The sequence below is a fragment of the Bradyrhizobium elkanii WSM2783 genome, from assembly GCF_000472865.1.
Lineage (GTDB): Bacteria > Pseudomonadota > Alphaproteobacteria > Rhizobiales > Xanthobacteraceae > Bradyrhizobium > Bradyrhizobium elkanii_A.
Window position 1 is genome coordinate 45,123 of the sequence record NZ_AXAP01000011.1, and the last position, 15,292, is coordinate 60,414.

The 15,292-nt window shown below is 65.2% G+C and carries 14 protein-coding genes; 2 read left to right on the plus strand and 12 right to left on the minus strand.

The features are described from left to right. Positions 1-13 precede the first annotated feature (13 nt). The 7 genes from cckA to flgB all read right to left on the minus strand — a co-directional run bounded on the left by cckA (position 14) and on the right by flgB (position 6,232). Positions 14-2,578: a cell cycle histidine kinase CckA gene (gene cckA / locus YY7_RS0112500; protein WP_028163542.1), complete on the minus strand. Its 2,565-nt coding sequence runs from the start codon at positions 2,576-2,578 to the stop codon at positions 14-16. 157 nt (positions 2,579-2,735) lie between these two features. After that, positions 2,736-3,812 carry a flagellar biosynthesis protein FlhB gene (gene flhB / locus YY7_RS0112505; RefSeq protein ID WP_028163543.1) on the minus strand — a complete coding sequence of 359 codons (1,077 nt, stop codon included), beginning with the start codon at positions 3,810-3,812 and terminating at the stop codon, positions 2,736-2,738. Between the two features lie 23 nt (positions 3,813-3,835). Further along, a complete protein-coding gene (gene fliR / locus YY7_RS0112510; protein WP_028163544.1) occupies positions 3,836-4,606 on the minus strand; it encodes a flagellar biosynthetic protein FliR in 771 nt (256 codons plus the stop codon). A gap of 17 nt (positions 4,607-4,623) precedes the next feature. After that, positions 4,624-4,887, minus strand: coding sequence for a flagellar biosynthesis protein FliQ (fliQ, locus tag YY7_RS0112515; RefSeq protein ID WP_028163545.1), 264 nt, complete (start codon positions 4,885-4,887; stop codon positions 4,624-4,626). A 156-nt stretch (positions 4,888-5,043) separates the two neighbouring features. Beyond that, entirely contained in the window at positions 5,044-5,352 is a 309-nt protein-coding gene (gene fliE, locus YY7_RS0112520; RefSeq protein WP_028163546.1) for a flagellar hook-basal body complex protein FliE, read from the minus strand. A gap of 20 nt (positions 5,353-5,372) precedes the next feature. Next, positions 5,373-5,798 carry a flagellar basal body rod protein FlgC gene (flgC, locus tag YY7_RS0112525; protein ID WP_028163547.1) on the minus strand — a complete coding sequence of 142 codons (426 nt, stop codon included), beginning with the start codon at positions 5,796-5,798 and terminating at the stop codon, positions 5,373-5,375. A gap of 23 nt (positions 5,799-5,821) precedes the next feature. After that, positions 5,822-6,232 (minus strand): flagellar basal body rod protein FlgB, encoded by a 411-nt coding sequence (gene flgB, locus YY7_RS0112530; protein ID WP_028163548.1) that lies wholly within the window; start codon positions 6,230-6,232, stop codon positions 5,822-5,824. Between the two features lie 329 nt (positions 6,233-6,561). On the opposite strand from flgB, the gene YY7_RS0112535 reads away from it, so the two are divergent. Both YY7_RS0112535 and fliP read left to right on the plus strand, forming a co-directional pair. Further along, positions 6,562-7,518 (plus strand): flagellar biosynthetic protein FliO, encoded by a 957-nt coding sequence (locus YY7_RS0112535; RefSeq protein ID WP_245287264.1) that lies wholly within the window; start codon positions 6,562-6,564, stop codon positions 7,516-7,518. Then, entirely contained in the window at positions 7,515-8,267 is a 753-nt protein-coding gene (gene fliP, locus YY7_RS0112540) for a flagellar type III secretion system pore protein FliP (RefSeq protein ID WP_028163550.1), read from the plus strand. The genes YY7_RS0112535 and fliP overlap by 4 nt, the downstream gene beginning before the upstream one ends. Before the next feature lie 9 nt (positions 8,268-8,276). Here fliP and YY7_RS51465 read toward each other — a convergent pair whose 3' ends face one another. The 5 genes from YY7_RS51465 to YY7_RS0112570 form a co-directional block, all read right to left on the minus strand. Further along, entirely contained in the window at positions 8,277-9,512 is a 1,236-nt protein-coding gene (locus tag YY7_RS51465; RefSeq protein WP_155255149.1) for a YbfB/YjiJ family MFS transporter, read from the minus strand. A gap of 220 nt (positions 9,513-9,732) precedes the next feature. Then, a complete protein-coding gene (locus YY7_RS0112550) occupies positions 9,733-10,041 on the minus strand; it encodes a hypothetical protein (RefSeq protein ID WP_028163551.1) in 309 nt (102 codons plus the stop codon). Between the two features lie 212 nt (positions 10,042-10,253). Beyond that, on the minus strand, positions 10,254-10,490 hold the full coding sequence (locus tag YY7_RS0112555; protein WP_028163552.1) for a hypothetical protein: 237 nt from the start codon (positions 10,488-10,490) through the stop codon (positions 10,254-10,256). A gap of 269 nt (positions 10,491-10,759) precedes the next feature. After that, positions 10,760-14,539, minus strand: coding sequence for a tetratricopeptide repeat protein (locus tag YY7_RS0112560; protein WP_028163553.1), 3,780 nt, complete (start codon positions 14,537-14,539; stop codon positions 10,760-10,762). A gap of 458 nt (positions 14,540-14,997) precedes the next feature. Further along, entirely contained in the window at positions 14,998-15,291 is a 294-nt protein-coding gene (locus tag YY7_RS0112570; RefSeq protein WP_028163554.1) for an addiction module antidote protein, read from the minus strand. Position 15,292 lies beyond the last annotated feature (1 nt).

The window sequence follows — 15,292 nt, forward strand, 5'->3', positions numbered from 1 at the left end:
CCTGGCGATGACGTTATTGCAGCGTCATCGTCTCCTTCACGGCAGCGACGAGCTGCGTCAGCGTGAAGGGCTTTGGCAGGAAGGCGAACTGCTGGTTCTCCGGCAGGCTCTTCTCGAACGCATCCTCGGCATAGCCGGAGACGAAGATGATCTTCAGATCCGGATTGCGGCTGCGCATCTCCTTCAAGAGCGTCGGGCCATCCATCTCGGGCATCACCACGTCGGAGACGACGAGGTCGATCTCGCCATTCTTCTCGTCGAAGGCTTCCATCGCCTCGACGCCGTTGGACGCCTCGATCACGCTGTAGCCGCGCGAACGCAAGCCGCGGGCGTTCAGTGAACGCAGACCATCCTCGTCCTCGACCAAGAGGATCGTGCCCTGCCCGGTCAGGTCGGGTTTCGGCTTCGGCGGCTCGGCTGCCGCTTCCTTGGCCGCGCCATTGGTCGGCTGCGGCTCCGGCGCGACCTCCTGCTCGGGCCGGTGGCGCGGCAGGAAGATGCGGAACGTGGTGCCCTCGCCGGGCGTGGAATCGACATATACGAAGCCGCCGGTCTGCTTGACGATGCCGTAGACCGTCGACAGGCCGAGCCCCGTGCCTTTGCCGACCTCCTTGGTCGAAAAGAACGGCTCGAAGATCTTGTCGATGATCTCAAGCGGAATGCCGGTGCCGGTATCGGTGATGTCGATCCGCACATAGTCCGCCGCCGGCAGGCCCTTGTAGGCGAGCTGGCCCGCTTCCTCCGCCGCCACGTTCTGGGTCTTGATGATCAGCTTGCCGCCATCAGGCATCGCATCGCGCGCGTTGACGGCGAGGTTGACGACCACCTGCTCGAACTGGGAGACGTCGACCTTCACCGGCCAGAGGTCGCGCCCGTGCACGAGGTCGAGCTTCACCTTCTCGCCGATCAGCCGGCGCAGCAGCATGGTCAGGTCGGATAGTGCGTCGCCGAGATCCAGCACCTGCGGCCGCAGCGTCTGGCGGCGCGAGAAGGCGAGCAGTTGCCGCACCAGCGTCGCCGCGCGGGTCGCGTTCTGCTTGATCTGCATGATGTCCTGGAACGACGGATCGGTCGGCTTGTGTGCGTTCAGCAGGAAATCGTTCGCCATCATGATGGCCGACAGCACGTTGTTGAAATCGTGCGCGATGCCGCCGGCCAGTTGGCCGACCATATCCATCTTCTGCGACTGATTGATCTGGTTTTCCAGCGTGCGCCGCTCGGTGGTCTCGAGCATGTAGACGATCGCGGCCTCGGCATCGCGCTCGTCCTCCTCCACCGCGGTGATGAAGAACTGGCCCCAGCGTTCCTTGGCGCCGTCGAGCATGACCTCGACCGGCGCGATGTCGCCCCTGCCCTCGGCGGCCTGGTTGATCGCCGCGATCACCAGGCTGCGGTCGCGCGGATTGACCGCGCGGAAGATCGACTTGGCGGCAGCACCATCCGCACTCAGGCCTTGCGCCAGCTTGGCATAGCGCGCATTGGCGCGCACGACATTGCCGCCGCGGTCGACGGTCGCGATCGCCATCGGCGTATGGTCGAAGAAGCGCATGAAGCGCACTTCGGCGGCGCGCTCGGGATCGTGATGCTCGTCGCGGGCGCGGCTGATGACGAGCGTGCGCGAAGCCCCGCGCGCGCCATCGGCGCCGAAGGCGAGCTTGTGATAGAGCCGCACCGGCATCGGCTTGCCGCTGCGCATCCTGAGATCGATGTCGAAGACTTCGGTCTTCACCTCACCCGGCGCCGGCACGATCGAGGTCAGCAGTGCCGCGCCGTCGCCGGACACGATGTCGGTGAGCTTCACGCCGCCCGAGCCGATCTCGGCGAGGTCGTAGTCGAGCCAGTTCGCGAGCGTCGCGTTGACATAGGCGATCTCGCCGGACGGCGTGACCGAGAAGAAGCCGCAAGGCGCGTGATCGAGATATTCGATCGCGTGCTGCAGTTCCTTGAACACGTCCTCCTGGCGCTCGCGGTCGCGGGTGATGTCGGCGATCGACCACACCGCATACTTCTGTTCGCGCTTGCTCTGGCCGAGCGGGCGCACCCGCATCCTGAGCCACCGCCCCTGGAGGCCGTCATGGCCGGCGATGCGGACCTCCTCCTGCTGCCGCTTGCCTTCGCGCGCGGCCTTGAGCAGGCGGAACACGGCCTCGGAGACATCCGGATTGCCGATGAAGACGCGCTCGACCGGCCGCACCTCCTGCGGGCTCGAGGCCCCCGTCAGCGCGAGATAGGCGGCATTGGAATAGACCACCTGTCCGTGCGAATCCGTGACCGCCAGCCCGTCATAGGCGTGGTTGGCGATCCGGCCCATCACGGGGTCGTCGGTGGAACGGTCGGAGAAACGGACGATTCCGGCGGCAAAGGCGAAGAGGCTAAACAGCCCGACCATGGCGAGCAGCGCCAGCACGCCAAGGATATAGGGCTGCGCCTGGCCGCGGCCGATCGTCATCAGCGCGACCGCCACCGCGACGAGGCCGGCCGCCACCAGCAGCACCAGAACAATGCTGCCGCTCCGCCGCGCCGGTTCGTGGGCCACGAACGGCTCGGCAGCCTGGTTGTGATCGGTCTCGGCGGTCATTGACTGAAGCTGCCCGTCGGCGGTGAAGGCGCGCAGATTCGCCCGTCCTCCTGAGTGCCTCAATCGGAGCTTGGAGCGCAAGTCCATCAGGCCGCGATTTCCCAGGTTAAGCCCATCTCAGGCCGCTTTCGTTCCATTCCCGGAGTCCCATGCCGCGTCAGCTTCGCTGTCCCGACAGCCCGCGACGCTTCAGGCCCATGACGTAGCCGATGATTTCGGCGACCGCGTGGTAGTGTTCGACCGGAATTTCCTCGTCGATATCGACGGTTGCATAGAGCGCGCGGGCCAGCGGCACGTTCTCGACGATCGGGATGTCGTGATCCTTGGCGATCTCCCTGATCTTGAAGGCGATGATGTCGACACCCTTGGCAACGCAGACCGGCGCCTGCATGTCGCGGTCGTAGGCGAGCGCCACCGAATAGTGGGTCGGGTTGGTGATGATCACGCTCGCCTTGGGAACCGCGGCCATCATCCGCTTCTTCATGCGCTGCTGCCGCAACTGGCGGATGCGCCCCTTGATGTGCGGATCGCCTTCCGACTGCTTGAACTCCTCCTTCATCTCCTGCACCGACATCTTCTGCCGCTCGTACCATTGCCGGTACTGGAAGAAGTAGTCGGCGATCGCGACCGCGGCGAGCATCGCCACCACAGCGCCCAGCAGGTGCAAGGTCAGACTGGTGGTGGCGGGCAGGATCGAGGCGACGTCGATTCTAAGCAGCGATTCCAGCCGGTGCCACTCCGGCCACAGCACCGCCGTCATGACCGCGCCGAGCGCGACGACCTTGAAGATGCCCTTGAGGAAATTCGCCGCCGCCTGCTTGCCGAAAATGCGCTTGAAGCCGGCGCCGGGCGAGATCTTGCTGAATTTCGGCGTCAGCGACTCCGTCGACCACACCAGGCGGTGCTGGATCATGTTGCCGGCAATCGCCGCCAGCATCAGCATCAGCAGCGGCACGCCGATTGCCGCGATGACAGCGATCACGAGCGTCTGCATCAGCGACATCAGCCCCGGGCCGTCGGTCCTGATCATCCAGGAATTGGCGATCAGGTTGCGCAGCGGCGTCAGGATGCCTGCTGCCGTCGAGGTCGAGAAGGTCGACAGCACCAAGGTGCCGCCAGCGATCACGAACCAGGTGTTGACCTCCTGGCTCTTGGCGACATCGCCCTTCGCATGTGCGTCATCGAGACGTTTTTGCGTAGGGTCTTCTGTTTTGTCGTCGCTATCCTCGGCCATCGCGCTTCCTTAATGGCGGCTCCCTATTTCAGCGGCGTCAGTTGGTGCATGACGCCGATGAAGTATTCGAGATAGGTCCCCATCATCGCCGCGATCACTACGGCGAGGATCAGGAACCCGGCGAGGATCGAGAGCGGCACGCCGACGAAATAGACCTGCATCTGCGGCATCAGCCGCGCCAGCACGCCAAGCCCGATATTGAAGACGAGACCGAATACGAGAAACGGCGCCGACAGTTGCAGGCCGATCTTGAAGGCTTCCGCGAAGGCGCGCGTCGCCAGCGCCGCGACGTCGCCGGTCGGCATCGTCGCGCCCGGGGAGAAGATCTTGTAGCTCTCGTTCAGCGCCGCGAGCACCAGATGATGGGTGTCGGTCGCAAACAACAGCGTCATGCCGAGGATCGTGAGGAAGTTGCCGATGAGCTGGCCCTGCTGGCCCTGCGTCGGATCGATCGCAGTGACGAAGCCGAGCCCGAGCTGTTGGGCGATCACCGAGCCCGCGACTGCAAGCGCCGACAACGTCACGCGCGCGGTCGCCCCAAGCACGATGCCGATGACGATCTCGTGCACCATCAACACCATCAGCGACGTCACCGACGTGATGTCGACATGATAGTCGGCGCGGTGCAGCGGCAGGATGATCAGCGTCAAGAGCAGCGCGATCCCGAGCTTGATACGCGCCGGGATATTGCTCTCGCCGAATCCCGGCAGCAGCATCACCATCGCCCCCATGCGGGCAAACACCAGCACGAAGGTCGCGGCGAGCGCCGGCAGCAGGGATACGTCGATGCGCATAGTTTACGCACAGTGCATCAACCGCCGATGATTCGCGACGATATCCGCAGCATGTGGGCGTGCATGGCGTCAGCCATGAACGGCAGCGCCAATAGCATTGTCACGAAGATCGCGAGGATCTTCGGCACGTAGATCAGCGTCTGTTCCTGGATCTGCGTCAGCGCCTGGAACAGCGACACGATCACGCCAACCACGAGGCCGACGATCATCAAGGGCGACGACACCACCACGATGGTCCAGATCGCATCGCGCGCCACGTCGAGGGTTTCAGCACCGGTCATTTTCATTTCCTCTCTGTCTCCCCTCATGGTGAGGAGGCGCGCAGCGCCGTCTCCGGACGATGCTTCGCGTCGCCTTGGGAACCATGAAGCCCCGATCTCGCCCGTGGCCATCCTTCGAGACGCCGGCTGCGCCGGCTCCTCAGGATGAGGAGCGAACTAGATCGGCATCTTCATGATGTCTTCATACGACTGGATCACCCGGTCCCGCACCGACACCAGAGTTGAGACCGCGACGTCGGTCTCGGCGACCGCGGTCACCACGTCCATCACATTGGCCCGGCCCGAGGTCATCGCCACGGTCTGGGCGTCGGACTTGCGGCCGGCATCCATGACGCTGCCGATGGCTTCCTTCACCAGCGCGCCGAACGAGGGGCCTGCGGTCTCGCCGCCCTTCTCGGCACCGCCCCGCTCCATCATGCGGGCGAGACTGGCATAGGCATTGGCGGCAACTGTCGGTGTGGCCATGTTGGATCGCTTCCTGTTTCTTAGGACTTGAGGATATCGAGCGTGCGCTGGATCATCCGCCGCGTCGCGCTGATGATGTTGAGGTTCGCCTCATAGGAGCGCTGGGCGTCGCGCATGTCGGTCATTTCGACCAGCGGATTGACGTTGGGATATTTCACGTTGCCGGTCGCATCCGCCGCCGGATTGCTCGGCTCGTATTTGACGCGGAACGCCGACTGGTCGGGCCGCACTCTGCCGAGCGTCACCACCTTGGCATCCAGCGTCCGGTCGAGTGCGGAGGAGAAGGTCGGCACCTTGCGGCGGTAGGGATCGCCGCCCGCGGTCTGCGCCGTCGAATCGGCGTTGGCGATATTTTCCGAGATCACCCGCATCCGTCCGGCCTGCGCGCGCAGGCCGGAGGTGGCAATCGTCATCGAGCGGGCGAAATCGCTTCCATCGTCGGCCATGATCCCTTCTCCCTAAAAACCTGTCAGCGCCTGCCGATGGCGGTTTTGATCAATCCGAGGCTGCGGCTGTAGAGCGAGGTCACCGCCGCATAGTCCATCTGGTTGGCGGAGACCTTCAGCATCTGCTCTTCCAGGTTGACGGCGTTGCCGGCCGGCCTGGTCATGAAGGCGTTCTTTCCGCCGTCATGGTCGAAATTCTCCGGCGCGCCGGAGGCCGCGATATGGCCGGAGGCGGTCCGCATCATCGGCAGCGTGCCCATCGATCCGCCGACCGGCGCGCCATTGCGGCCGAAGGTCGGCTCGACCAGGTCGCGCGGCCGAAAGTTCGGCGAATCCGAATTGGAGACGTTCTCGGCCAGCACCCGCTGGCGCTCCTGATGCCACTGCATCTTGGTGCGCAGCGCCGACAGGATCGGTAGATCGTTGATGGCCATGCCGCGCCCCCGTTAACCTCTGGGGCCGTCCCCGAGGTAGGCAGAATTTGCCCGGTGTATGGTTAACGGCTGGTTAAATTGTTCCGGGAGGCCGTGGGCAGGCCTCCGAATCATCCGGAAGTGCACATTTTCGCCACGATGGCTGCGTTAACCAGCGCGCGCAGGTGGGCTTAGAAGTCGTTTTGGAACAATCGATTCTTGGTCTATTAGTAAACATGGGCGGCGTGACTGCCGTGGGGAATTAAGAAATAAGGCTGATCTCGGGCGTGATTCGCTGATCGGATCGCTTCAGCCCGCATCCGTCGACGCCAGCATGAAAGCAGGGCCAGATGGCCGGGGACAGTAATATGCAGATCCTGTGGTTCCTCTTTGCGTTCATCGCCGTATTGGCGCTGATCGGTCTGGCCGCATGGCTGGTCCGCCGCTTTGCGGGCAACCGCCTCGGAGCCAACACCAACCGCGGGCGGATGCCGCGGCTGGCGGTGATCGACGCGGCCGCGGTCGATGGGCGGCGCCGCCTCGTGCTGGTCCGCCGCGACAATGTCGAGCATCTCCTCATGATCGGCGGCCCCACCGACATCGTCGTCGAACCCAATATCGTCCGCGCGTCGGCCCGCGACCAGGCGCCGCCGCGTCCGGTCATCCCCAGCGCCGAGCCGCCACCGCGGGTTGCGCCGCTCCCGGATGCCGCGTGGGCCGAGGCCGAAAGCGCCCGCACCGAGATCTTCGATACGCCGGAGCCGACGATGCCTGAGCCGCCGCCGCGGCCCGCGCGCCCGTCTTTTGCCGAAGAGCTCCGCCGTCCGGCCGGCCCGCCGCTGACAGAGCGACGCGATCCGCTCACCGGCTTCACGCCGGAGCCGATCGGCAGCCGCCCCGAGCGCACCGAACCGCGGTCGGAGCCGATCCCGCCGCGCGTGCCCCGCACCGAGCCCCTGATCCCGCGCCCGCCCCGCACGACCGAGCCGAAGATCGCGCCGCTGCGCACCCCCGAGCGTGCCGCAGCACCCACACCGCCGCCTCCGTCTCCGCCATCTCCTCCTCCGCCGCCGCCGGACACATCCAGCGCCGACGCCAATCTCGCCGAGATGGCGCAGCGGCTCGAGGCCGCGCTGCGCCGTCCGCCGAGCGAAGCTGCCGCGCCGCCGGTGGCGCCCGAGCCGGCACCTGCACCGCGCCCCGCACGCAGCGAACCTCCGCCCTCACCTGCGCCGCAGAAGAGCGGCTTTGAGAATCTCGAAGACGAGATGGCCTCCTTGCTCGGCCGCCCGAAGAACCCTTCGTGAGGCCGCCGAAGTTTCCGCGTAGAGTTTTATTCACCGCCGTCCTGATCGCCGCCAGCTCGCTGGCGGCGCCTGCGCTTGCGCAGGACATCAGCATCAATCTCGGCCAGGGCAATGGCGGCGTCACCGAGCGCGCGATCCAGTTGATCGCGCTGCTCACCGTGCTCTCGATCGCGCCGTCGATCCTGATCATGATGACGTCGTTCACGCGCATCGTCGTGGTGCTGTCGCTGCTCCGCACCGCGCTCGGCACCGCGACCGCGCCGCCGAACTCCGTGATCATCGCGCTGGCGATGTTCCTGACCGCGTTCGTGATGGGCCCGGTGCTGCAGAAATCCTATGACGACGGCATCCGCCCGCTGGTCGCCAACCAGATCGGCGTCGAGGACGCGCTGCAGCGCGCCTCCGTCCCGTTGCGCGGCTTCATGCAGAAGAATGTGCGCGAGAAGGACCTCAAGCTGTTCATGGATCTCTCCGGCGAGCCGCCGCCCGCGAGCCCGGAAGAGATGTCGCTGCGCATCCTCGTCCCCGCCTTCATGATCTCCGAATTGAAGCGCGCCTTCGAGATCGGCTTCCTGCTATTCCTGCCCTTCCTCATCATCGACCTCGTGGTCGCCTCCGTCCTGATGTCGATGGGCATGATGATGCTGCCGCCGGTCGTGGTGTCCCTGCCGTTCAAGCTGATCTTCTTCGTGCTGGTCGACGGCTGGTCGCTGGTCGCCGGCAGCCTGGTGCAGAGCTACGGGGGATAGCGCGACGAACTACGAGCGCGCGCGATCGCCCAATAGGCCGACCACGAGATCGACGGCGAGCGCTGTGATGATGGCGGCGGCTCCGATCATGAACAGGAGCGCGTAGTTGCCGCCGGTCTGCTCGAAGCAGTAGGACAGGCCATAGGCGCCGCCGGCCTGAAACAGCGCAAAGCTCGTGGTTGCTTGCGCCCAGGCCGCGCCCTGCGCGGCGCTGTTGTGCGGAACGAGTTCATGGATGCGGCCGAGCGTCAGCGGCACGATGCCGGGGGTGAAGGCGCCAGCGATCACGCTCGAGACGATCATCGCGGCCGGAGCCACGCTGACCGCAGGCAGCACGATGGCAACCGCCTGCACCAGGAAGGCGACGCGCAGCGCCGGGCCGAAGCCCGCACGGTCGGCGAGATGCCCGGTCACGAGCGGACCCGCGATCGCGCCGATGCCGTAGAGCACCCAGTATTGCGAAGCGGCCGGAATCCCCTGCCCCAGCCCGCGCGCCACGAAGTCGACCAGGAAAACCATGTGCGGCACCAGCGCCAGGGCGTTGAGGCCATACTCCGCATACAGCGCGCGGATCGCCAGTGATCGCGGCCGCGATGCTATGCGATGTTGAGCTACGGCTTTCGCGCCGCGGACCTCGGCCGGCCAGGCCTTCCAGCTCGCCAGGGTCAGCAGCACGGACAATATCCCAAGTCCATACCAGGCCTCTTGCAGCCCTTGCCGCAGCAACAACGGCACGAGCGTGCCGGACGCCGCAACGCCGAGGCCCACGCCGGCGAAGATCACGCCACCGACCACGCCCTTCTTGTTCGGCGGCGTATGCGGCAGGATCGTCGACGCCGCAAGCACCATGATCACGCCTCCGGACAGACCGGCAAGAAAGCGCCACACGAAGAACCAGGCGAACGAGATCGGCACCGAGCAGGCAAAGCAGCAGAGCGATGCAAGCACCATCATCGCGCGCAGCGAGCGCACCGCCCCGATGCGAGCGCCGACCTGGCGCGCGATAATCGCGCCGCCGAGATAGCCCGCAAGATTGGCAGCGCCGAGATAGACGACATCGGCCGGACTGAACCATTTTGCCGCGATCAGCGCCGGGATCAGCGGCGTGTAGGCGAAGCGCGCCAACCCGAGACCGACCAGCGAGGCGCAAAGCCCCGCCGCAGCCGACAGCCAGACCGGCCCGCCTTCATGATGATGATTGGCCGCGGCTGAATGCGGATGACGGTGAGCGTGGGTGCTTGACATCGACATCGGTTAAGCCGCCTCGCCGACGGAAAAGGAAATGGTTAGTTCTGATTCCTGCCATCGCCGACGGAGATGGCTGGATCGCGCTCGAATTAGCGACCGGCGCTCTGGCCACCATCGACGTGCAGAATCTCGCCGGTGAGGAAGGATAAAATCTCTTAAATACATGTTGGCGAGCGGCGGCTCGAAGGGAGCCGCACGCTGCCAATGCTTGACGTCATCACCAGCCGTAAGTGTAGCCGGGATAGGAGTAGTAATAGCTCGGATAGCTCCAATATGAATTATAGGTCGGGTAGGCCCAATACGAATTATAGGTGGGATAGCCCCAGTACGAGTTATAGGTGGGATAGCCCCAGTACGAAGGATAATCCCGACGCACCAGATAGCGCACGTCCATCGTCACGGCTGGTACCGCCGCCTTGATCGACATGCCATTGATCGGCGCAGCAGACGATTTGGCCGTGGCGGCCGCTGCGAGAGGGACAGCAATTGCGACTGCAATCGCGAGCCTGCGGACTTGAATCTTCATGGAAGCTCCTTTCGTGTTAGAAGTGACCATCCACCAGCGACGATGATGGCGCAGGACGCCTACAGAAAGATTTCGGAAATCCGGAATTGCGTTACGTGGGTAACTGGTGGTGGCACGAAGCCAACTCCCACAACCGCCACCGATCTGCGGCGGGGGATTACGACTACACGCCGTAGCGAGCCGGCGCTCGTCACGGATAACAGCGCAGCCGGTCAGTTCTTGAAGTCATATTGCTTGCTGAGGTGATCGCCGACCTGGACCAGCATCGCCACGCATTCGGGATAACCCGGCTTAGCCACCGTCGCGGCGTCGGCGGCCGCACGAAATTCCCAACTGTCGCCGTCACGGATCACGGAGATCACGATGCCATCAGGGCAATCGGCATGGACCTTCAGCTCGGCTCTTGCCATCTCGATGAGTTCGGCTTCGGTCTTGGTCGGCTTGCTCATGGTGACGACATCCTCCGGCGATTTGCGTGGCCGCCGCAAATTGCCGCCTAAACGCGGCGCTGTCGAGAGGACGATCGTCGTCACACAACCGCGAGATTCACGTTAGTGTTTGCGAGCGTGCTTCACCTCCCCTTGAAAAGGGGAGGTCGGTTTTGCGCGTGCAACGCGCAAAACCGGGTGGGGATCCGGTCTCTCCACGAACGCCGTCGCCCGTGGCTAACCCCCACCCCTCCCTCCCCCTTTCAGGGGGAAGGAGAAGGAGCAGGGTACTACCTTGCCGCGCTGGTGCGCTTGGTGCCGACGATCGCAGGCAGCGCTTCGGGATCGGCTTTCGTGCCGGGCACCGTGCCGGTCGCGATCGGATCGGGCAGCGGCGCGCGGGCGGTGGCGTCGGGGAAGCGGAGCTTCATGTCGCGGATGAAGCCGTCGAGCGTATCGACTCTGGCGGCCATCCTTGCGATCTCTGAGAATTCGGCGCTGTTGGCGGCAGCCGGCCTGGCTGCAATGTCGAACGCCGTTCGGTCGGCCTCGCCCGACATCAGCGGCGCATATTTCTCGCGGAAGCGGGCGAGCCCGATCGCGTCCTCGGCGAGCGCATAGCCGACCACGGCACGGATGACGTCGCCCTTCTCGGCCGCGTTCAGCGGCGTGAAGTCGCGCCAGCGGTCGCCATAATAGAGCTCGATCTGCTCGGAGGCCTCGCGCCAGTGCCGCTGCGCCCAATAGATGTCGGAACGCAGCCGGATCGCCTCGCGGCCGGGAATGTTGGAGATGATGTCGAGCGCGAGGTCATGCCGGCCGACGTCGCTCTGCGCGCGCGCCTCGAGCAGCAGTCGCTGCTGGCGCAATTCGCCCGAGAGATCCGAGATGCGGGTCAGGCGCAGCGCCGCGATCGCGCGCTCCGGCTTGCGATTGGTGAGATAGACCATGGCAAGGCGTGCGGCGACCTGCGCGCGCGCTGCGCCCTCGAGCCGCTTGTCGACCTGGTACTGCAGCAGTTCGGCGGCCTGATCCAAGAGGTCGACGCCGACGAGACGGTCGGCCAGGCGGCGGATCATCTCGTCGCCGCGGCGACCGATCGGCGTCAACTCGCGGTATTCATAGAACATCGTCAGCGCATCGATCGGCGGGATGCTGTCGCCGGCGGGCCCGAGGAAAAGCTGCGAGAACAGCGCCGACGCCGCATCCTGTGCCTGCCGCGATTCCGGCGAGTTCGGCTGCAGTTTCGTCGCGGCGCGGGTAGCCGCTAACGCCTCCGCATAGCGGCCGGTGTCGGAATAGATCTTCGCCAGGATCTGCAGCGTGCGCAGCTCGATGCTGTCGCCGCGCCACATCACCGCGAGCAGTTCGAGCTCGCGCAGGATTTCTCCTTGCGTGATCTCACCCCGCTTCTGCTTCAGTATGACCTCGAGCAATTTGCCTTCTGCCGCGGCCTGCCGATCGGGCGAGTTCGCGGCAAAGCGGTAGGCGTCGAGCGCGTCCTTCTCATAGCCGAGCGCTTCGGCGAGCCGGCCGCGCAGCACCGCGGCGGCGGGCTTCAATTCCTTCGGCAGTCCGATCACCTCAAGCTCGCTGCGGCGGCGCGCGGCACCGGCAAAATCCTTGACCTCGAGCGCGGCCCTCATCGATTCCAGCATGACGACGCGCTGCAGATCGGGCGGCAGCGTCGCGACCGAGAACTCCGCGTTCTTGAATTTCTCCCGCGCATCCGCCCATTTGCCCTGGCGCGCAAGGGCGAGCCCCTTCCACAATTGGGAATCATAGCCGTTGCCGATCAAGGGACTGGCGAGATCCTTGAGCGCGCGCTCGGGCCGGCCCATCATGATGCTGCTGGCGGCATGGATCATCAGCACGGCCGGATCCTCGGCGCCGCGCTTGCTCTCCGACAGCATCAGGTTGGCGACGCCGTGGGCTTCCTCATACATGGCGCGTGCGACGTAGAACTTGGCAAGGTTGAGCCGCGACTGCGCGAGCTGCTCGGGCGACGTGGTCGCCTCGGCGCTGGCCGTGGTCAGCCCATCGAGCCGCTTGATGAAGTTCTCCGATTGGTTGTTCTTCCATTCCTCGGCATCGAACAGCGGCTTGACCGCGGCGGTGGCGCGTTCGGCGGCAACGTCGGCCGATGACAGCGTCAGCCCGCCAGGACGTCCCAGCACCACCTTGTCGGCGCCGAGTTCGGCCGTCACGTCGTCGGAGTTCGGATGCACCACGAGGCCGTGTACGGATTCAAGCAGCGACAGCTCGACGAAATCCTGCCGACGGATGAAGCCGCGCGACGGCGGCGGCGCGGTCACGACCCACAGCATGTCGCCGGCATCGGGATCGACCAGCCGGTGCAATTGCCCGGGATTGGCCAGGGGCACGCTGACATTGGCGAGTGCGGGATCGCTGACGTTGCGCACCACCATCAAGGGCTGCGGCGGCTTCTGCACCCGGTCGGCGAAGGTCACCGTCCAGCCGGTGCCGGAGGAACGCTCGTCGGCCTCGAGCGAAGGCATCTGCGGGCGGTTGAGGCGGAAGCGGATCGCCTGCCCCTGGTCCAGCGGCAAGCGGCTGACGTCGGAGATGATGGCGCCGGCCTTGTCGCGGATCGGCGCGACATCGATCGGTTCTGAAGAATCGAACACCAGCCACACCGCATCGGCGCGACGGAACAACGCCGACGGCGTCGCTTTCTGAAAGGTGAACGTCACGCGCAAGCCGTCGCTGTCGCGCTGCGCGTCGACCGTAACAGGCTTCTCAGCGGAGGAAGTCTGTGGCGTTGCTGCAGCGGCCTGTTTCGGCGCGACATTCGCAGATGGCGGTGAAGCTTCCTTCGCGGACGCTCCTGCAGGCTGCGGCGGCTCGGCAGGCGCCGCTTGCAGTGGAGGCGGAGCCGGCGGCACCTCCTGCGCGACCTTCTCGGACGCCGGCGCGGGCGTTTCGGCGGCGGGGGGCTGCGGCTTCGCGACCGCAGGCGCCGTGCTCTCAGCCGCCACCGCGGGCTCCGCCTGCGGCGCATTTGTGCCCTGCTCGGGCTTGATGGCGATCTTGGCCTCCGCCGCGAAACTCTCTGAGGTCACCGGAGCGACCGGGGCCGGTTGCTGCAACGGCGTGGTCTCCCTGATCGCCCTGCCCTGCCCGGCCGCCACGGCGACCAGCGGCTTTGCCGGCGCGGGTGGAACGTTGGCGGCGTGCCCATCCGCTGCCGGCTTCTCCGGCTGCTGGAAGGCGACGTCGACGACGTAGTTTTTGTCCTCGCGGAAGGAACGCACATCGACTTCGCCGATCAGGTTGATGTCGACAGCTGATGTGTCGGTGTCGGAGCGCTGGTTGATCGAGGCGACGTTCGGCGGCGCCGCTACCTTGGCATCCGCGAGGTCGAAGCTGAGCACGCTGTTGAACAACAGTGTCAGCTTCTGCTCGTTCAGCACCGAGGACGCGCTGACGCCATCGGGAATTTCGAACACGAAGCGCACGAAGGTCGGCTGCACCGAAGCGCGCACGCGCACCGGCGGCTTTTTCCTGGCTGCGTCCGCCGCCCGCTGCGCGCGCAACGCACGCTCGGCCGCGCGGGCGCGCTCGGCCAGTTCGCGGATCACGTCCGTCGGCAAAGGCGGCGGCGGCCCGGCCCACTCATCGGGCAGGAAGTCGATGAAGATCCGCTCCGCCGCGGTCATCGTGTTGATCGTCACCCGCCGCGACAGCGACAGGCGGATCGCCGTTCCGTCCGGATCGCGCCGCGCCATCCCGACATAATCGGGCACAGCATCGGCCAATCTCTCCACGGGGATATCGACCGGCCGCTTGAAGCGGATCACGACGATCGAGCCGGCCGTCGACACCTCGGTTTCGACATCCTCGGTGAGCTTGAACACCAGCCGCGCAAAACCGTTCGCCGCCGAGAACGTCGCCACGCCCTTGACCGGATCGTCGGCGCGGGCGGCCGGGGCAAGTGTCAGGGAAATCAGGAGCACGGCAAGCGGCAGCAGCCGGCCCAGGCAAAGATACGCCGTCCGCGGCAAAACGCGGCCATGCGACCTTAGTCCAGCGGCAGCCCGTCGCGCCATGCCAGTTACGTCTTTCAGCCCTCAAGCCTCGAAGCAGCCACCAATGCGCCACCCCGCATCCGAATCTTGAATTGGCTCGCTTAAGGAGTTGCTAACGACGACCACTTCGAAACTTCGGGGAACGGTCCCCGAAATCGAGGAAATAGAGCAGTGCTCCGGCGGGGACATTGATGGCTATCGGGACCAGCGCGAGTACGCCCAAAGGTCATCGATGCGTTCACTGAAGACATCCGAGCCGCCTACACCGCTGAACTTCGGAAGCGGACATGCACATCGTTTCAAGCTCGGCCTTGAGTGGCTCCACCTGGTTGCCCATCCGGGCAACCATCGAGTCAGGCTCGGCAGCTCGGAACGCCCCGCTTGCACGGCTGCATGCTCATCGCCAGATCGATGACGCGCAGTTCGCCGCTGGCCGCGTCTATCAGTGCGATCGGTAAGCCGCGGAGCGCGGCGCGTCGTTAAGCTGCGTTTCGTGCAGTAAGTGTCAGTCGCATTCCAAGGGGTTTCAGCGCTTTGTCTAGCGTTTCAAGGGTTGGATTGCCTCCCTTTTTGAACGCCTTGTAGATCGCCTCTCGGCTTAGGCCAGTCTCGCGAGAGAATTCGCTCACACCGCGGGCTTTGGCAACATCGCCAATAGCTGCCGCGATGAATGACGGATCATCGATCTCCAGGGCCGCTTCAAGGTAAGCGACTTGCTCCTCTGGAGTCTTGAGGTGATCAAGGATGTTGAAGGGGGTTGTCTTGATGGCCATA